At 49.9% G+C, this 16,482-nt stretch carries 21 protein-coding genes and 2 pseudogenes; 15 read left to right on the plus strand and 8 right to left on the minus strand.

The window, feature by feature from the left end; all coding sequences use genetic code 11:
• The first annotated feature begins 323 nt into the window (after positions 1-323).
• The 3 genes from AC0YOB_RS16125 (at position 324) to AC0YOB_RS16135 (ending at position 2,414) form a co-directional block, all read left to right on the plus strand.
• Positions 324-932, plus strand: coding sequence for an ANTAR domain-containing response regulator (locus AC0YOB_RS16125; RefSeq protein ID WP_475793647.1), 609 nt, complete (start codon positions 324-326; stop codon positions 930-932).
• Between the two features lie 13 nt (positions 933-945).
• Positions 946-2,007 (plus strand): anthranilate phosphoribosyltransferase, encoded by a 1,062-nt coding sequence (locus tag AC0YOB_RS16130; protein ID WP_475793648.1) that lies wholly within the window; start codon positions 946-948, stop codon positions 2,005-2,007.
• Between the two features lie 194 nt (positions 2,008-2,201).
• Complete coding sequence (locus AC0YOB_RS16135; protein ID WP_475793649.1) at positions 2,202-2,414, plus strand: hypothetical protein; 213 nt, start codon at positions 2,202-2,204, stop codon at positions 2,412-2,414.
• A gap of 471 nt (positions 2,415-2,885) precedes the next feature.
• Here the strand turns inward: AC0YOB_RS16135 and AC0YOB_RS16140 are convergent, their stop codons facing one another.
• Together AC0YOB_RS16140 and AC0YOB_RS16145 are read right to left on the minus strand one after the other, a co-directional pair.
• A complete protein-coding gene (locus AC0YOB_RS16140) occupies positions 2,886-3,338 on the minus strand; it encodes a VOC family protein (RefSeq protein WP_475793650.1) in 453 nt (150 codons plus the stop codon).
• 124 nt (positions 3,339-3,462) lie between these two features.
• Positions 3,463-4,028, minus strand: a pseudogene (locus tag AC0YOB_RS16145) (IS1595 family transposase); the annotation flags it as partial.
• A 206-nt stretch (positions 4,029-4,234) separates the two neighbouring features.
• Here AC0YOB_RS16145 and AC0YOB_RS16150 point away from each other — a divergent pair.
• The 9 genes and pseudogenes from AC0YOB_RS16150 to AC0YOB_RS16190 all read left to right on the plus strand — a co-directional run bounded on the left by AC0YOB_RS16150 (position 4,235) and on the right by AC0YOB_RS16190 (position 8,856).
• Positions 4,235-4,621, plus strand: a complete 387-nt coding sequence (locus AC0YOB_RS16150) for a MerR family transcriptional regulator (RefSeq protein WP_475793929.1) — start codon at positions 4,235-4,237, stop codon at positions 4,619-4,621.
• Positions 4,599-4,931 (plus strand): thioredoxin family protein, encoded by a 333-nt coding sequence (locus AC0YOB_RS16155; RefSeq protein WP_475793651.1) that lies wholly within the window; start codon positions 4,599-4,601, stop codon positions 4,929-4,931. Before AC0YOB_RS16150 ends, AC0YOB_RS16155 begins: the two co-directional genes overlap by 23 nt.
• Positions 4,932-5,003: 72 nt before the next feature.
• Positions 5,004-5,378 carry a DUF1304 domain-containing protein gene (locus AC0YOB_RS16160; RefSeq protein WP_210045004.1) on the plus strand — a complete coding sequence of 125 codons (375 nt, stop codon included), beginning with the start codon at positions 5,004-5,006 and terminating at the stop codon, positions 5,376-5,378.
• 295 nt (positions 5,379-5,673) lie between these two features.
• Positions 5,674-6,012 carry a thioredoxin family protein gene (locus tag AC0YOB_RS16165; RefSeq protein WP_475793652.1) on the plus strand — a complete coding sequence of 113 codons (339 nt, stop codon included), beginning with the start codon at positions 5,674-5,676 and terminating at the stop codon, positions 6,010-6,012.
• 167 nt (positions 6,013-6,179) lie between these two features.
• Positions 6,180-6,452: a GNAT family N-acetyltransferase gene (locus AC0YOB_RS16170; protein ID WP_210045002.1), complete on the plus strand. Its 273-nt coding sequence runs from the start codon at positions 6,180-6,182 to the stop codon at positions 6,450-6,452.
• Between the two features lie 146 nt (positions 6,453-6,598).
• Positions 6,599-6,835 carry a DUF6953 family protein gene (locus AC0YOB_RS16175; protein ID WP_475793653.1) on the plus strand — a complete coding sequence of 79 codons (237 nt, stop codon included), beginning with the start codon at positions 6,599-6,601 and terminating at the stop codon, positions 6,833-6,835.
• Between the two features lie 108 nt (positions 6,836-6,943).
• Positions 6,944-7,591: a ribonuclease H gene (rnhA, locus tag AC0YOB_RS16180; RefSeq protein ID WP_475793654.1), complete on the plus strand. Its 648-nt coding sequence runs from the start codon at positions 6,944-6,946 to the stop codon at positions 7,589-7,591.
• Positions 7,592-7,628: 37 nt separating this feature from the next.
• Positions 7,629-8,527 (plus strand): annotated as a pseudogene (locus AC0YOB_RS16185) (aldo/keto reductase).
• Positions 8,528-8,628: 101 nt separating this feature from the next.
• Positions 8,629-8,856 carry a DNA-binding protein gene (locus AC0YOB_RS16190; RefSeq protein WP_210044998.1) on the plus strand — a complete coding sequence of 76 codons (228 nt, stop codon included), beginning with the start codon at positions 8,629-8,631 and terminating at the stop codon, positions 8,854-8,856.
• Between the two features lie 200 nt (positions 8,857-9,056).
• Here AC0YOB_RS16190 and AC0YOB_RS16195 read toward each other — a convergent pair whose 3' ends face one another.
• On the minus strand, positions 9,057-9,791 hold the full coding sequence (locus tag AC0YOB_RS16195; protein WP_475793655.1) for a class I SAM-dependent methyltransferase: 735 nt from the start codon (positions 9,789-9,791) through the stop codon (positions 9,057-9,059).
• A gap of 220 nt (positions 9,792-10,011) precedes the next feature.
• On the opposite strand from AC0YOB_RS16195, the gene AC0YOB_RS16200 reads away from it, so the two are divergent.
• A complete protein-coding gene (locus AC0YOB_RS16200; protein ID WP_475793656.1) occupies positions 10,012-10,278 on the plus strand; it encodes a Fur family transcriptional regulator in 267 nt (88 codons plus the stop codon).
• 123 nt (positions 10,279-10,401) lie between these two features.
• Here the strand turns inward: AC0YOB_RS16200 and AC0YOB_RS16205 are convergent, their stop codons facing one another.
• Positions 10,402-11,067 carry a sulfite oxidase-like oxidoreductase gene (locus AC0YOB_RS16205; protein WP_475793657.1) on the minus strand — a complete coding sequence of 222 codons (666 nt, stop codon included), beginning with the start codon at positions 11,065-11,067 and terminating at the stop codon, positions 10,402-10,404.
• A 202-nt stretch (positions 11,068-11,269) separates the two neighbouring features.
• Positions 11,270-11,689, minus strand: a complete 420-nt coding sequence (locus tag AC0YOB_RS16210) for a hypothetical protein (protein ID WP_475793658.1) — start codon at positions 11,687-11,689, stop codon at positions 11,270-11,272.
• 334 nt (positions 11,690-12,023) lie between these two features.
• On the opposite strand from AC0YOB_RS16210, the gene AC0YOB_RS16215 reads away from it, so the two are divergent.
• A complete protein-coding gene (locus tag AC0YOB_RS16215; protein WP_475793930.1) occupies positions 12,024-13,652 on the plus strand; it encodes a copper amine oxidase N-terminal domain-containing protein in 1,629 nt (542 codons plus the stop codon).
• Between the two features lie 80 nt (positions 13,653-13,732).
• Here the strand turns inward: AC0YOB_RS16215 and AC0YOB_RS16220 are convergent, their stop codons facing one another.
• From AC0YOB_RS16220 to AC0YOB_RS16230, 3 genes are all read right to left on the minus strand, one after another.
• Positions 13,733-14,260, minus strand: a complete 528-nt coding sequence (locus AC0YOB_RS16220; RefSeq protein WP_475793659.1) for a MerR family transcriptional regulator — start codon at positions 14,258-14,260, stop codon at positions 13,733-13,735.
• Positions 14,261-14,392: 132 nt separating this feature from the next.
• Entirely contained in the window at positions 14,393-15,202 is an 810-nt protein-coding gene (locus tag AC0YOB_RS16225) for a hypothetical protein (RefSeq protein WP_475793660.1), read from the minus strand.
• 245 nt (positions 15,203-15,447) lie between these two features.
• Entirely contained in the window at positions 15,448-15,630 is a 183-nt protein-coding gene (locus AC0YOB_RS16230; RefSeq protein ID WP_475793661.1) for a hypothetical protein, read from the minus strand.
• Positions 15,631-15,650: 20 nt separating this feature from the next.
• On the opposite strand from AC0YOB_RS16230, the gene AC0YOB_RS16235 reads away from it, so the two are divergent.
• The gene (locus AC0YOB_RS16235) at positions 15,651-16,295 is read left to right on the plus strand and encodes a hypothetical protein (RefSeq protein WP_475793662.1); all 645 of its coding nucleotides are present in this window, start codon (positions 15,651-15,653) and stop codon (positions 16,293-16,295) included.
• Positions 16,296-16,482 lie beyond the last annotated feature (187 nt).

A 16,482-nucleotide genomic window follows, 5' to 3' on the forward strand; every position in this document is an offset into this window, starting at 1 on the left:
CGCTCTCCTCTCAGTCTTGGTCTAAGGGTTAAGAAATCAGAAAAAGCCTGCTCCGCTTCAAAGGACATACTTACGCTCCTTTGAAAAACGAAGACAGGCTTCATTGCCGCTTCAACCGAACACATCGTTGTATCCGGGAATAATTTTAGGTTGTCGATAATTTAAATATACAACGGTCCCGATCCTCATGTCAATATATCTGACATAAAATATTGGCACATATTCATTATCGACATTTCCATCGAGGTTATGTTATAAATATTCACAATAACCTTGAAGAAGCTGATAATCGTCAAGTGTCGCATAGAAAGGAGCATTCATGCATGCGTTCTTTGCTGCTGATTAATAACCAGGCGATGCCGGTTGTGCCGGATCAATTGGATACGGCCATCGGCGAGCCTCTTCCCGATACGGTGTTGGAAGCGAACGGCTATTATATTCTGCATGCGCGCATTGAAGAACAAGCCATGCGGCTGATGGCGGATGCCGATGCCATTGTTCTGCATATCCCGCTGGGAGATATCAAAGCATGTTTCCCAAAGCTGTCTGCTTCCAGGAAATTGCCAATATTCTGGTGGTGCGGCGCTTCTACCTCTTTTTTGTCCGCGGCATTCTGCGAGGACGATGTGCCGGTTGACGGCATTCTGACGCCCTCCATGAGCGAGCGCGAGCTGCACTGGGCGCTGCATTTCGGCTCCAAGCAATGCATCGAGCGGCAGCAGTGGCAAAGCGAACGCAAGCAGCTGGAGGCCAGACTTGAGGAACGCAAATGGATCGACATGGCGAAGGGAATCCTGTGCGACATCAAAAAAGTATCCGAGGCGGAAGCCTATGAACTGCTGCGCAAACAGGCCATGAATGAACGCAAACGATTGGTCGACGTTGCGACATCGATCGTCAAGGTCTATCAACTTTTGCAGGAGCAAAAATAAGGGGGCTTTACTTATGATCACAAAATTGCTGAAGGAAGTCGGACGGGGAAAACGTGGAGCCCGCGATTTAACCTATGATGAGGCTTATCAGGCAGCGGAGTGGATTATGAACCGTGAGGCTACTCCTGCGCAGATTGGCGCATTCTTCATGGCGGAGCGCATCAAGATGGAGAGCGTGGAGGAAATGGAAGCCTTCGTGGCCGTATGCCGCAATCATGCTTACCGCCCGCCGGTCCAGCAGGGAATTGATTGTGCCGGTCCCTATGACGGGCGGAAGAAGACCTTCTTCGCCACCTTTCCTGCCGCATTCGTTCTTGCTGCGGCCGGTCTGCCGGTCACACTGCACGGCACGGCTTCTCTCCCTCCCAAATGGGGCGCAACCCTTCAGGATCTTCTCCTCGAAGCGGGGATTGATGCCGCGGGGTTGTCGCGTGAGCATATTACGCAGGCAGCCTCTCTTACCGGGATCTTGTTCGTGCCGGCTGAACAGTGGTGCCCGCCGCTCAAGGCGCTGCGTCCGCTGCGCGAAGAACTTGGCATGCGCACGGTGCTCAATACGGCCGAGAAGCTTGTTGATTACGCCTGCTCCCCCTTTTTGGTCTATGGAGTTTACCACAATACGGTCTTCGAGCGGATGTCGAAGCTGCTGCTTCATCTCGACTACAGCAAGGCCCTCATTGTACAGGGCTGCGAGGGCTCCGAGGATCTCTTTATCGAGCGGCCTACCCGCACTTACCTCGTCGAAAACGGGGAGGCTCACCTTCATGTCATCGATCCCGAAACCTATGGTCTTGATACCCCTATTCCGGACATGGAATGGACGGCTGCCGGGCAGCTCCAGGCCGCTGAAGCGGTCCTTCAGGGCGGCGGCCATCTCGCCTTTTCCAATCAGGTCTTGCTCAATTCCGCCGTCAGACTTCAGCTTGCAGGCCGCTGCGAATCGGTAGAAGAAGGGTTGTATATATGCAAATCCATATTGGATAATGGGACGGCATGGGATCTGTACAAATCGTGGAAATTCGCGATGAAATCCAATAAGAATAGCGAGTCTGCTGAGGTTGTAACGTTCAAGTGAATGTTCCATTAATTAGTTGTAAATATGCAATTTTTTAATTCTATCGGATTATATGACGACTATTATTTTTATCTGGAATCACCTAAGGCGGCAAGAAGAGTTTTATCCGATTATGGGCATAATATCGAGGCTGGAAGGGGAAATTCATTGGAACGCCGAATAAGATTTAAGGTAAGCTCAAGGAGGTGACAATATTGGGAGAGAAGATGACGCACCGTATTATTGTCCATTTTAACGGCGGGGACAAGGTTGTGATCGGAACGAATGATGTGAATGAAACGCTCGCTCTCATCCAGAGGCAAACAAGCGGCTGGCTGGAGCTGGATGGCAAAATCATTTATTTGAATAATGTGACCTATGTGGAAACGGATGAGCAGCGCGACCGCTCAGTATTGGGTTTTACTTAAAAGAAACGTTAGACCAAGGTTCGGATTGACCGGCATGAATATACGAAAGCCACAATAAAGGGCACCCTTCGCGGGTGTCTTTTTAAATTTAGGCTATGTTAAATCCTGATGTTGATTTTTACGATAAGAAAACCGCCTCGTTGAAGAGGCGGCTTATTGAGCTATCGTACCCGTTAGTTGAGTCCCTTTAATTTGGTTCTGCATTGATTTCCGTTAAAGCTCATGCATCACGAAGTCCCGCCGAGTTAAGGCAGCTTGCTGCCGGCCGCGGTGCGGTTAGTCGGTGCGGATGTATCCCGGCAATTACTTCCTCGTTCCTTGTTTCCGGGACCGAGGGGCGCCCAGACCCGGATCGTGAATGCGGTGTTTATATGATGCACCGACTTCTTCGAGATACTTTCACATTGCTTTTCTGTTTTTATTTTTACACTGGTAATGTATATTTCAGTTAAGTCTTCTTTTAAACTCCACTTATTTATTACCGAGTTGTTCCGCCAAGCCGATTAGAAGTCCTTCATTTCCACGAATGTAGCAGAGCCGATACGAGTCCTCGTACTGAACCACTTCGCCAACGAGCTGAGCACCATACTTAGTGAGTCTGGATACCACTTCATCAATGTCTTCAACGGTGAACATGACGCGTAGATAACCGAGGGCATTTACAGGAGCAGTTCGGTGATCTGATATAGTAGGCGGGGTGAGAAATCGCGAAAGTTCAAGACGGCTGTGGCCATCTGGGGTAACCATCATCGCAATCTCTACACACTGTGAACCCAGCCCGGTTACGCGACCAGCCCATTCACCTTCGACAGTAGCCCGCCCTTCGAGCTTCAAGCCAATCTCCTCGAAGAAAGAGATTGAATCATCAAGGGATTCTACAACGATGCCAACATTGTCCATTCGTAGTAATTTGTTTTTTTCCATAGTTTTATCTCCTTATGCGTACAAATTTATTACCTGATCATCTTCATATTTATTCTATCAAGAATTACTAATCCCTTCCAAACGATTAACATCTTGTCACAGTTCATGAACAGAAAACAGGCATAACGCCGTTAAAGCGATCCATCCGCTTTTTTAAGCGGCTGAGGTAGCTGTTTACGTTTTGAGTATGGTACACGCCCTTTACACGTTGCTTTCCGTCGGACTTAAATCGGTAATGAGCCAAGCCCTTTGAATTTTCGCATAGGAACTGAATGCTCCCCGCGAATCAGTGCAAAGCACGTTTGAGTCCAGATATATGACCACCAATCGCTTCATCCAATTTTGTAGTCCGAATACGTCCACGCCCAAGTACGCCAAAGTAAGTCATTTTCTGACGGTCACGGGCAACGAGTACACATTTGAACGTTTGGCGACAGGACTTGCAACGGCAACGTTGACGTTTAACCTCTCCAGTACGGGATTTTACAGCGTACTTTCCAAATCGCACAACAGAATGGTTTTTGCAATGCGGGCAAACGAGTCCTCTTTATGCTTCTGCTCTTGAATTTCATCAATCGCTCGAACTGGAACCGCCATATCCTTGGTTCGGGACTGCAAAAAGCAGATAAGCCCTCGCTTACCATTATCGTCCAATGTATCAGCAAGTCTCTTCAGTTCCTTTAAATCCATGGGTAAATCATCTCCGAACAGTGATATTACCCTAATTATAGAACATTAGTTCGTATATATCAAATATCAACAACAAAGTTTAACATAGCCTAAATTTAAAAAAGTATAAATTTGCCCGGTACATCATTTTCAAAAAATATCGTTTGACCCTCACATTAATGGGAGGGTTTATAATGATGCCAGCAGGTTATACAGGAGGTGTTTCCTTGAAGATAGGCGAGCTGTCGAAAGAGACGGGGGCGAGTATAAGGTCCATCCGGTATTACGAGCAGCAGGGTCTGATGGCGCCTGCGAGACTGCAGAACGGATACCGGGAATACAGCCGCCTGGCTGTCGAACAAGTGCAAACGATTCAGTTATACCTGTCGCTTGGTATAAGTACGGAGCAGGTTGCGGGCTTTCTGCATTGTGTGATGAAGAATAAAGAAGAATTTTGCCGGGAAGTGCTGCCTGTCTATAAGGGGAAGCTCGCAGAAATTGATGAGCAGATCAAGCAGCTGACAGCAGTCCGCTCAAATCTGGTGGAGCGGATTGCGTCCATTCACAAAGAAAATAACGGAGGTGTCGATCATGAGTCTGCAGACGATCAATAAAGTGGAATATGAGGAAATGATGACGAAGAAAGGAGTAGTGGCCATCGAATTTGGAACGGCGTGGTGCCCTCCGTGCAAAACCTTGCTGCCCATTTTGGATCAGCTGGCGGCCGGTTACGGGTCATCCGCTTCGATTGTGAAGGTCGATTGCGAGGAATCCCCGGAGCTTGCTGCTTCCTTCGGCATCATGGGCATGCCGACAGTCATTGTCTTCCGCGACGGAGAACCTGTTGACAAGCTGGTGGGGCTGCGTCCGGGAGAAGCCTACAAAAGCATCATTGACCGTCTGCTTCAGGATCAGGCGGTATAAAAATGTAATGCGCCCCGTTATGTTTCCTGTTATTCTATAAGCAAATGCATAAGATGAGGCGGATGAATCACAATGAATACCCAGGAAGTAATCAGTGCCGTTCTGGTAGGTCTTGTTGCGCTTATTCACATCTACATCCTGTATCTGGAGATGTTCTTATGGAATACGCCCAAGGGACTCAAGACCTTCGGGATGACCCAGCAGGTTGCGGATCATACGAAGCAGCTTGCGACCAATCAAGGCTTGTACAACGGCTTTTTGGCAGCCGGCTTGATATGGGGCTTATGCTATCCGGATGAAGCGGCGGGACGGCATATTCAAATGTTCTTCCTGATTTGCGTGCTTGCAGCAGGATTATTCGGGGGCATTACGGTGAAGCGCTCCATACTCGTTTTCCAGGCGCTGCCTGCATTGGTGGCGCTGATTGTTCTTATTGCCGTGGCGTAAAACGTTTGCGGAGCTGCGTGCCGTTTGCTCCATGGAAAACGCAGCCTTCGACCGCAACGGATCCCGGTGGCGGGGTCCTCCTTGTTCATGAAATTAAGGCTCCGTCGGGGAGTCGTTTCGCCAGGAAGCGTGCCTGTCCCGGTGTCAGAAGCCCATCCGGCTGCTATTGCTGGCCGGGCTTCTTTTTATTTCTTTGTATGCATGAGGGGCATCCTGCGGGGATGTCTCTTTTTGTTTACAGAGGTATAATAGCCTATATAGAAAATGGATGACGTAGAGCGGAAGGAGCCATGACATGTCCATCGAGGAATTGCGGGAGGATGAGCTGCTGCAGCGCCTGAGCGGGAATAGCGGCTATGAAGCGGTGCTGTTTCATACGGTGTTTTGCGGAACCTGCAAGCTTGCGGAGCGGATGCTGGAAATCGTCCAGGCGGTCGGGACAACCGTCCCTGTTCATAAGGTCAATATTAATTACGCGCCCGGCCTGCGAGAGAGCTGGAAAATATCAAGCGTTCCGTGTCTGGTTCTGCTGCGCGGGGGAGAGCCGGTCCGTTTTGAATATACGATGAGATCCGTTGATCATTTGTATGCTCTGCTGAAAGAGCTCGAAAGCAGCGCCGCGGAAAAAGAATAGGTTATCCAGACCGGAACCGGGCCAAGGTCGACGAGAAAACCATAGCCAAGGCCCTGTACGGTGAGAATGAGGAAGCGTTAACGGCTGCCTTGGGTAAAGAAGTATCCTTTGCGGTAATAATACGCATGAACCTGGAAAGATTTCAAATAGGATGGAGGCGATTGCAAGTGAGGGAAACAGTGATGGAGGGCAATAGTTTTGTCGTGAGGGATGATGGCGCATCCGTAGCGGAAATCACATTTGTGCCAAGCGGAGATACGTATATTATCGATCATACCTATGTATCCGAAGCTCTGCGCGGTCAGAAGATTGCGGAGGATCTGGTCAAGCGGGTCGTGGAGCATGCCCGGGAAAATCATAAAATGATTGTTCCCGCCTGCTCTTATGCACTGGCCCAGTTCAAGCGGCGTAAGGAATATCAGGATATCTGGAAGCGGTAGCGATAACCCGGATAAACAGGGAAACTTTGATTGACATGAGCACCTCTTCTGCGGGTGCTTTTTGCGTGGACGATGATTTCAAGGAAAAACAAGGGTTTCCGCCTGCAGGGTGGAAATTATTATATCGTAGGGAGAGGGTATCAGGCATGGAAGGTTCAGCACAGGAAGCGGCGCAGTGGATGATCGAGGAAATTAAATTCAAGGGCAGTCTCCGGCAGGAGGATGCGATAACCCATGTCCGGTCCCATTTTGGCGAGGAGCATGTTTTTGTGAATGAGCAGGGCAACGCCTCGCTCTCCAAGGATGTGAAGAAAGCCTTCCGCAAGCTGCACGGCGGCAAGGTGGCGTGGGATAGGGACGGTTTTTTCTGGGCGTGGACTTAAAAAGGTCATGACGCTAGCGGGCCCGTCCGAAAAGTTTGTGGTAAAATAATGATTCTGCTGTAACCCGAAAAAAACGTCTCCCGCCAAGGAGACATAAGGAGTACATAGATGGCAAAACAAAAATTTTACGTCGTCTGGGTTGGGAGAAAACCGGGCGTGTATACAAGCTGGACCGATTGTCAGAATCAGATCAATCAGTTTGAGGATGCAAAATACAAATCCTTCGAGACGAAGGCTTCGGCAGAGGAGGCCTTCAAAGCCGGCTGGAAGAAGCATTGGGGGCAGGGGAAGTCAGCGGGAAGCGGCAAGAGCTCCTCATCTGCCCCGCGTACGGCGTATGCCGTAGGGGAGATTGACTATAACAGCATCTCGGTAGATGTCGGTACAAGCGGCAATCCCGGCCCGGTGGAGTATAAAGGGGTGGACACGCAGACAGGCGAGGTTATTTTCTCCTACGGCCCAATCAAGCGGGGGACAAACAACCTTGGCGAGTTTCTGGCTATTGTCCATGGCCTGGCCTATCTGCAAAAGCTTGGCAGCAGCAAGGTCGTGTACAGCGACTCGGTGAACGCGATCAAGTGGGTGAAGCAGAAGGAAGTGTCTTCCACTCTTGTAAGGGACGAGTCCACAGCGGAAATATGGACGTTGGTGGACCGGGCGGTCAGCTGGCTCAAGACCAATAAATACGACAATAAAGTGCTCAAATGGCAGACGAAGGAGTGGGGCGAGATTAAAGCCGATTATGGCAGGAAGTAGAGGCATTTGATAATCGACAGGAATTGGGGGATGCGTGATGTCGAAGGCTAACGGGGATGACCGGGATTTGTCGAAAAAATTCGATGCCGGGGATGGCGTGCGGCTGAAGGACGGGAGCGTGCTTCCGAAGCTCGGTCAGGGAACCTGGCATATGGGGATCAGCCGTCCCGGAGGAAAGAGGAGATCCGCAGCTTAAGGCTGGGCGTGGAGCTTGGAATGAAGATGATCGATACGGCTGAAATGTACGGGGACGGACGCTCCGAATCCTTGATCGGTGAAGCGATTCAAGGAATCCGGGAGCAGGTATTTCTGGTATCCAAAGTGTATCCGCATCATGCCGGTCTGAAGCATATCGCCAGAAGCTGCGACAACAGTCTCAAGAGGCTCGGAACCGATTCATTGGATCTCTATCTCCTTCACTGGAGGGGAAATGTTCCGCTTGGCGAGACGATTGAGGGGATGGAGCGGTTAAAGGAAGCCGGGAAAATCCGCCGATGGGGCGTTTCCAATCTCGACACCCGCGATATGAAGGAGCTGCTGTCACTGGAGAATGGTGCTGAATGCGCCGTGAATCAGGTGCTCTATCATCTGGGCTCGCGGGGGATCGAGTTTGATCTGCTGCCGCATGCGCAGAATAACGGAATACCGGTTATGGCCTATTGCCCTCTGGCTCAAGCGGGCACTCTGAGGGATGGTTTGCTTCGCAGCGAGGCGGTTCGGGACATCGCGGACCACCATGGCATCAAGCCCTTTCAGCTGCTGCTTGCGTGGTGCATCCGGCATGACAACGTAATCGCCATTACCAAAGCCTCAACCGAGGATCATGTACGGGAGAATGCGGCTGCGGCGCTGGTAAAGCTCACGGATGAGGATCTGGCAAGGCTGGACCGTGCATTCCCGCCGCCTTCATGCAAAATGCCTCTCGATATTGTGTAGCGGCTAGCATAGATGAGCTTTTCCTCATATACGGCATCGATTTGTGGTATAATGAGAATAACTATGCAAATTGATCATGAATGTAGAGAGGTTGCCGGCACATGAATGGATTTGAAGATCATAATATGAAAGTGAAGCGGACATTCAATGCAACAAGCAATGAAGTCGTGCTCACGCTTACGGAAGCTGGAAATACGTTAGGTCTTTCCAAGGACCAAATGAAGGTGTATGTCGACAAAAATAAGCTGACCAAGGTTCCGATCATGCGAAGCGTTCATAGGTATCTTCTGCTGAAAAGTGAAATAGATGAAATTATTGGCAATGGTTAGTTTCTATATGCGGGTCATGTACCGGCATGCAGAATAAGATAGGAATAAAAGGCGTCTCTTTGCGAGGCGCCTTTTTTTTGAACTTAAAGCAGGATAAGGTTTCAAGGGAGAAGCTGATTTTGCCGCCTGAGGACGGGGAAGTTAGTTTTTTCTTATTTGCAGCAGCCCTGCTGCTTTCGAAGCAGGCGAAGAAGATACAGCTAGTTCCTGACGGCCGCGATCAGGAGGAAGATAGGGCGGCGGGTCTCATCCTGCATGGCAGGGTTATGGGCCAGCATTTCTTGAGTCGGTTGCGGCTCGGACAGTCTCATAATGATGAAGCCTGCGTCGATCAGCGCATTGATATGAGTGGCGACGGTCCGATGGTATTTGACGACATCATTGTCAAGAAATCTGGCCTGCCGCAGTCCCTCCTTCTGATAGTTGTCGACAGGCCAATGCATTCTTTCGCCCTGCGGACCGTAGTGCCAGTCTTGCGCCGCAAGTGCAGTGAAAACCGGATGTTCAACCGAGAGCACGAAAGCTCCTCCCGGCACAAGGCAGTGATGGATCCTCCGGCAGACGTTGTCGAAATGCTCGACGTAATGGAGTGCAAGCGAGCTGATCACCACATCGAATTCCCCTTCGGCAAAATCGATGTCTTCAATCGCGAGGCGGCGGTACTCGATCTCCGGATCGCTGGTGCTGGCTCTTGCCTTCGCCAGCATATTCTCCGAAAGATCTACACCCACTACCGAGCGGGCATGCTGCTCGCGCGCATATCTGCTGTGCCAGCCAAACCCGCAGCCCAGATCGAGCACTCTCTTGTCCTGAATCTCGGGCAGCATGGCGCGAAAAGCCGGCCATTCCCCTGCGGCCTCCAGTCCGCCAATGGAACGGGACATTTGACTGTATTTTGCATAGAATGATGAATCATCATATTTGTTCTGCTTCATGATAGCTGATGCCTCCTCCGGCCTTTCCCCCAGTGTAACACTTCATTTTTCAGTCAAACAATAGTTTTCGCTGAGAAGATATATTATGTCGCACGGAGATGAAGGAGCTGTAGTTGACAATCATTATCAACAATTCTATAATAAATATTATACTAATTATAAATTAATAATAATTATTATTTAATTCGATGCTCCTCATACTAATGGAGGTGTAAGTCTCATGACCAACAACAAATTGAATTCAGCGCTCAAGAAGCTCGAACAGCAAAACATTCATTTGTCCCCGCAGCGTATGGCCGTTCTGGAATATTTATACTCTGCCGAAGGCTATCCAAGGGTGGAGGATATTTCAAGATCGCTTGCTGGCAAATATCGCAATTTGAATGCTTCAACGGTATATAATCATCTTCGGGTATTCAACAGGCTGGGGCTCGTCAAGGAAGTGACGATGGGAGATTCTTCGCGTCGTTACAGTACAGCCAGCTAATATGACTATTTTCCTTAAAAATATCAGAAAAGGTGAGACCAAGTGTTACCTTTTCTGATATTTAAAAAAAGGCGTCTATCCGCATGTCGCGCGGATAGACGCCTTTTTTCAATTAAACGCTGCTCAATCGAAATCCTTGTGATGCCATTCATCATCGGGGATATTCAGATCCTCACCGGAGAAACGCTGCTCCGCAAAGGGCTCCGCCTCATTGTGAAAGCCAAGCCGCTCCCAGTAGCCATGGCGGTCTTCAGTTATATATTCAATGCTGCGGATCCATTTGGCGCTTTTCCAGAAATAGAGAGAAGGGATAACAAGCCGCAGCGGCCAGCCGTGCTTGGGCGTAAGCGGTGCCCCTTGATAGCTGTAGGCCAGCAGGGCGTTATCGGCCATTAGGGTTTGGGCAGGAAGATTGGTTTCATAGTCATGGTCGGCGTGTATCATGGCAAATTCCGCCTGGGGCTTCACGTCAAGCGCCTGTAATAAGTCGCGGACAGAGATGCCCTCCCATTCCGTATCAAATTTCGACCAGCGTGTGACGCAATGAATATCTGCCTTGATCTGCGTTTTGGGCAGCTTCATCAGCTCGGCGTACGATATTTCCTTGACCTCATTCACTTCTCCGAAGATGCGCAGCGTCCAGGTGTCCATGTCATAGCTTGGAACATCGCCTTCATGCAAAATGGGAAACCGGTCGGTCAGCACCTGACCAGGCGGCAGACGGTGGGCCAGCTCGGGCGGAACAGGCGGAAGCTGCATTTTCTTGATGCGATTTACTTTGTCGTGCATGTTGATCCTCCTTGGGGCAGGGTGCTGCAATCAGCTTACAGTAAGCCCTCCCTTGATAGTACAATAACCTGCTGTGAATGGGAAGAGGCCCGTCCAGTGAGAGCAGGCAGCAGGAAACAGCACAAAAACAGCACAAAAACAGCACAAAAACAGCACAAAAACAGCCATCCTTTCGGATTGGAAAGGATGGCTGTTCCGCTTGTTATATGTGTCCGTGCACGCTGTTTGCGATGATTTCCGGAAGCTCCTGCTTCTGTGCGTGATAGGCTGCAGGCGTGAGACTTCCGCGCTCCAGGCGGGCATCCAATTGCTCCGTCAGCTCGGCGATTTGCAGATCGATGATGCGCTGAACATCTGCATCGTGGGCTGCTGCTATGTCGGCCAGTGAATTTCCATTGTATAAGGCTTCGTAGATTTCCTCATCGGAGGACGCTCCAAGAAGCTTGCGAAAGTGATCGTCTGCTGCTGACGCCTGCTTGGGCGCAGCCAGCGGGGGGTACTTCATTTTGGTGCCGATCGCTCCGAGGGGGTCTGCACTGCTGGTATCGCTGCTCCAGAGACTGCTTCCAACGGAGATGGCGAATGCCATGGTGCCCACTAAGATAAAACGTTTCGGACTCATTTGATTATCCTCGTTTCCAGCTCTTCTTGATGAATGAGCTATAAAGGTGACAAGATCATTGTAGTCCCCATACCTTAAGACAAGCTGAACAATTATTTAAAGATACCTAAAAGATTCATTAACATCATACTTTATATTCATGCTATACGCATACAGTTGAAGTATGATTACAGTAGATGAAATGCAGCCTGCGATTATGCTGCTTTTTTATTTTGGCGATCCCGGCTAATCCTGTGATTCAAGACAGGCAGGCGGGCGGGGCGTTATAACTTATCAATATGAATCAAGAACGAGTCAAAAACCAATGATAAAGTGGGAGTGAACGATTTTGAAAATGAAGAAACTGCTCGTTTCCGTGCTGGGCTTATCCCTGCTGCTGCCTGCAATTACAAGTGCCGCAGCCGCTTCGGTTTCCCCGGTCAAGGCATCGGTCAACACGCCGGCAGCCGAGCTCCGGGCAACCCTGGATTACCTGCTCTCCGAACATTTCACTCTGGCGGTCAATGCATTGACCAAAGGCTATAGCAAATCCAAGGACGCGGCAGAGGCTTATCAAGCGCTGGACCAGAACGTGACGGATATGAAGCCTGTGATTGCTTCGATCTATGGGGCTGCCCGGGCGGCTGAATTCGTACGCATCTTCCGTGAACATAATACATACACCAATGACCTGATTAAGTCCTCCCGAAATAATGACAAAGCGCTTCGCGGCAAGGTGGAAGGAGAAACAGCGAAGTTTGTTAAGGAATTTGCCGCTTTCCTGAACGCGGTCACTGCCGCCAAGCTCCCGAGAAAGACCGCGGAAGAGATGCTCCAGCTTCATGAGAATAAGGTTCAGAAAGCCTTTGATGAGTATGCGGCAGGAGATTACCAGGATGCTTACAAGGCATACCGTGAAGGCATTTATGAGGTGTTCAAGCTCAGCAAAGTCCTGTCATCTGCGATCGCAGCTCAAATGCCGGATAAATATCAGCAGACTCGTGCAGACACAGAAGCAGCAGATCTGAGATCCCTGCTCAGCCGCTTGTTATCCGAGCATTTTGCGCTGTCTACTTTGCAAATGCAGGAGCAGTTCGATACAAGAGGCGCGTCCGATGCTTTACTTATTGCGGAAGCCGCCAATACCGAGGACTTGAACGTGGCCATGGCATCCGTATATGGTGCCGCTGACGGCATTGCGTTTAAGAAAATTTGGGTCATTAATCATCTTAATGCTCAAAGCGATTATGTGAACGCTGTGAAAAACAACAATACTCCGAATTTAGAGAATATAAAGTCGCGAATCGATGACAGCACGTCCGAATTGGCTGCCTTCCTGGATACCGCCACCAATAAGAATCTGCCATTGGCTGCGGGGCAGGCGGCGCTGCGCAAGCATGAAGGTCAGGTACAGCAGGTGTTCGATCAATATGCGGCCGGCAATTATAAAGGTGCAGCCAAAACAAGCCGCGAAGGGTTCAAATTCATGTTTGGCATAGGCAAGTCGCTCAGCAGTGCGATTGTTATCCAATTTAATGAAAAGTATGCTGAAAATATGCCTGTCACTCCTCCGGATCCAAACCCTGTGCCGTCGTCACCTGCCGCGACTACGATCTGGATGAAGGTAAACAGTAAGCAACTAAAGCTGAATGGTATCGTCTCGCAGATGGATACGACTCCGTTCGTATGGAACGGCCTTACATTCATCCCGCTCCGTTTTCTAAGTGACGGGATCGGCGCCGAAGCGGTATTCGATGCCAAAACAGGAATGATTACGGTGAAAGCCGACAAGGATGTGCTGAAGTTCTGGGTCGGCAAGGACTATATGACCGTTAACGGCGTTAATAAATCAGTTGGCACGAAAGTCATTGTGAAGGATGGCCGTACAGCCATTCCGCTCCGCTTCATTGGCGAACTGCTCGGCTGGGATGTCCATTATCAAAAATCGGACCAATCGATCACGTTGACCAAACCGATGAGCTGAACAACCCCAATAACGCATGCTGGAGAAGACCGCCGGTTCATGGCGGTCTTCTCCTCGCATCCGCTTGTCCGACACCAGCTTTACCAAAGCTGAAACAAGGAGCGCAGAAGGCTTCGTTTTTTGCGGTGGGATTGAAGATCCGGCAGATGGATATCCTTGTCCAACGGGCGGGATCTGGTCCATTTATTCTCCAATTGTTGAACAGATTCCATGAGCTGATTTACAACCCGGTTCAAATCCTCAAGCTCCTTGCGGTGCTGCAGTACCTGCATGGACACGACATCATCGGCTTTCTGCGAAAGCAGATGCTCCACCTGCTGAATGCGGAGCAGCACCTCATCGCTATACCCGGCCGCGCTGTCCATAACGGATTCGGGTTCAACAGCTTCCTTACAGGCCGCACTTTCCAGTTCAAGCTGATCGAGACTTTCCCCCTGATCGATCCTCTCCTTCATATAACGCAACCGTGAGATATCCTGATCGGTAAAAATATAATGTCCAAACCGGTCTTTTATGAAATGGGCAGGGAACATGGAGACCCATCGTTTCACGGTCGTCTGGCTGACTCCGAGCGCTGCTGCTGCATCCTTCGTCTTTAAAACATCCATTACGATCACCCCGTTTTCGCTTGGTTATAGGGTATTCGTGTTGTGTACAGGTTCTCCCTGCATGGACGACAAAGGTAGTGTCCGTTCGATAAACAAAGTGCTTTTGCGAGCCAATCTGTGAAAGGGAGCGGATTATGGCTTGGGAATTTGCCCTTTGGCTTTGGCGATCACGTCGGATACTTTCTTCTCCAGATCGAGAATTTTTTTGTTCTGCTCCCCGAGCTGGCGCGCTGTCGTGATCATGGAATTAAGCGAAGCCAGCACGCCGCCTGCAGATTTTTGTTTGATCGCCAGGTTCAGATTTTTGCCAAATTCGGTGATCAGCTTCTTGGGGGTGGACATGGCGCTTTTCTCCGCTGAGATGCGCGCTCTCAGGGGATCCGCCTCATCGAGGGTGGCGCGGATTTTTTTGGCTGTCTGCGAGGTGCTGTCCTTGACGGCTTTCAACGCGGATTCCTTGATTTTGATATCGGCGCGGGCGAGCTGTACGGCGGATTGAACGATATCAGCCTGGGAGCGGAGGATGGAGCTGTATGTTTTGCTGTTCAAGGCGCGTGCCGCTGAGATTTGTTTGTTGAGGGCCGTATACATGGTGAAGAGCGGCTCATATTTATCCCGGGTCTGCTTCACCTGCGCCTCCAGCTGGCTTCGTTTAACGGCGTTGATAGCCGTGATCTGCTTGCGGACCAGCGCTTCCGCGTCGCTGTTGGCCTTGTGCAAAAGGGTAACCGCGCTCTCGGTCTTGCTTGTTTCCGCCTGCACCTTCAGCAGCTCATTGTATTGGCTGGTTATTTTACCGCCTGATGTTTTGTCCGAGGCGGCAAGCTTATCCATAGCGGTCTTGGCGGTGGCGGACAATTTGAAGGCTGCTGCCATGACGGCATTGGGCACGGCTAATAGAAGCCCTGCGGTTAATAACAGAATCAGCATTTTCTTTAACATGATTAATACAATACCTCCTAAAATTTTATGGCCAAGGAGCCAGAATAGTCCCCCGGCAGGCGTGCTTGCTTGCGCTTATAGCGGTGACAGCGCCCATAAGGACAACAAAAAAAGCACCAGCAAGAAAGGCTGAACGCCTTTTCTTACCGGTGCTTCCGCTGTAAGAGTTACACTTCATAAAAGTTGTAGTTCGACTATACGTTAAGTCCGCGGCGCGTGTCAAGCTCCTAATTGGAGCGAATTCCTCATGCCGCTGCCCCGCGTGAATACCAGTCGATGACCAGAATGAAGGAGGCATGGGAGCCATAAGCGGCTTGATTCTGCTCCGATCCGGTTCTTGGCGAGCCGTTTTTTCCTGAGTGCCAAGTTGCAACAAAATTTGGAAAGAGCACGTTTTTAACATTAATAATAAACACCCATTTTGCCATTATAAAGGGGGCGCCAGTTTATGCGTATAGGAATGCTTATACTGCTTTCACTTGTCTTATTGATGTCCGGATGCGGGAATGACATGATTGACGTTGGAACAGCTCCTGACCCTGCTCCGCCGTCGAACGCCGACAGTGTGAAGGCAGATCAAAAACAGTCTGGCAGCCAGGCTCCGGAAGCGGAGCCTGAGGCACAATCCGGTCAAGCTCCCAATGAGGAGGATTTCGAGGTGACGGTGAAAATAATGGACGAAACGTTGAAAATCAACAAGAATATTGAGGTTGTTGCGGAATTGACAAATAAGTCCGGGCATAATATAAAGCTCCTGCACGCTTCGCCGCTGATTCAGGTCCAAATCTATGATGAACAGAACAAACCGCTTATTAATGCCTTGCTTACGAATGATATCGGCATAATGGGCACATTAAAGCCGGGAGACGTTTACAACCCCGACAGCATCGCGTTTAATGGCGGGAAGAGGTTGATCAAGATCGACACTCCCGGAAATTATAAACTGGTAGGAACAGCGTCTTTTTCGGTTGAATTAGGCGGCGGAGAGCGAGAAGACTTCAAGCTGTCGTCAGAGCCCTTTGAATTCAATGTTCCCCGGGAAGCTGCTGAAAGAGGATTAAAAAGCGAAGCAGGAGCTAGCGGAACAAACTGACCACCAGCGACATAATTATCATGCACACAAGTATCCCAAAAAAACAGTAGCCGATTATTCGTATGGGAACCGGCAGGTTATGCATCTTGACCTGTTTGGGCGCCCCGCCTCCTTCAATTCTTTGGATGGGCAGCAGTTTCTCGTCCACATATCCTTCTTGATACAGGACCTCAGGGGCTGCCTGCGT

The sequence above is a fragment of the Paenibacillus sp. JT31N17 genome (assembly GCF_056269255.1).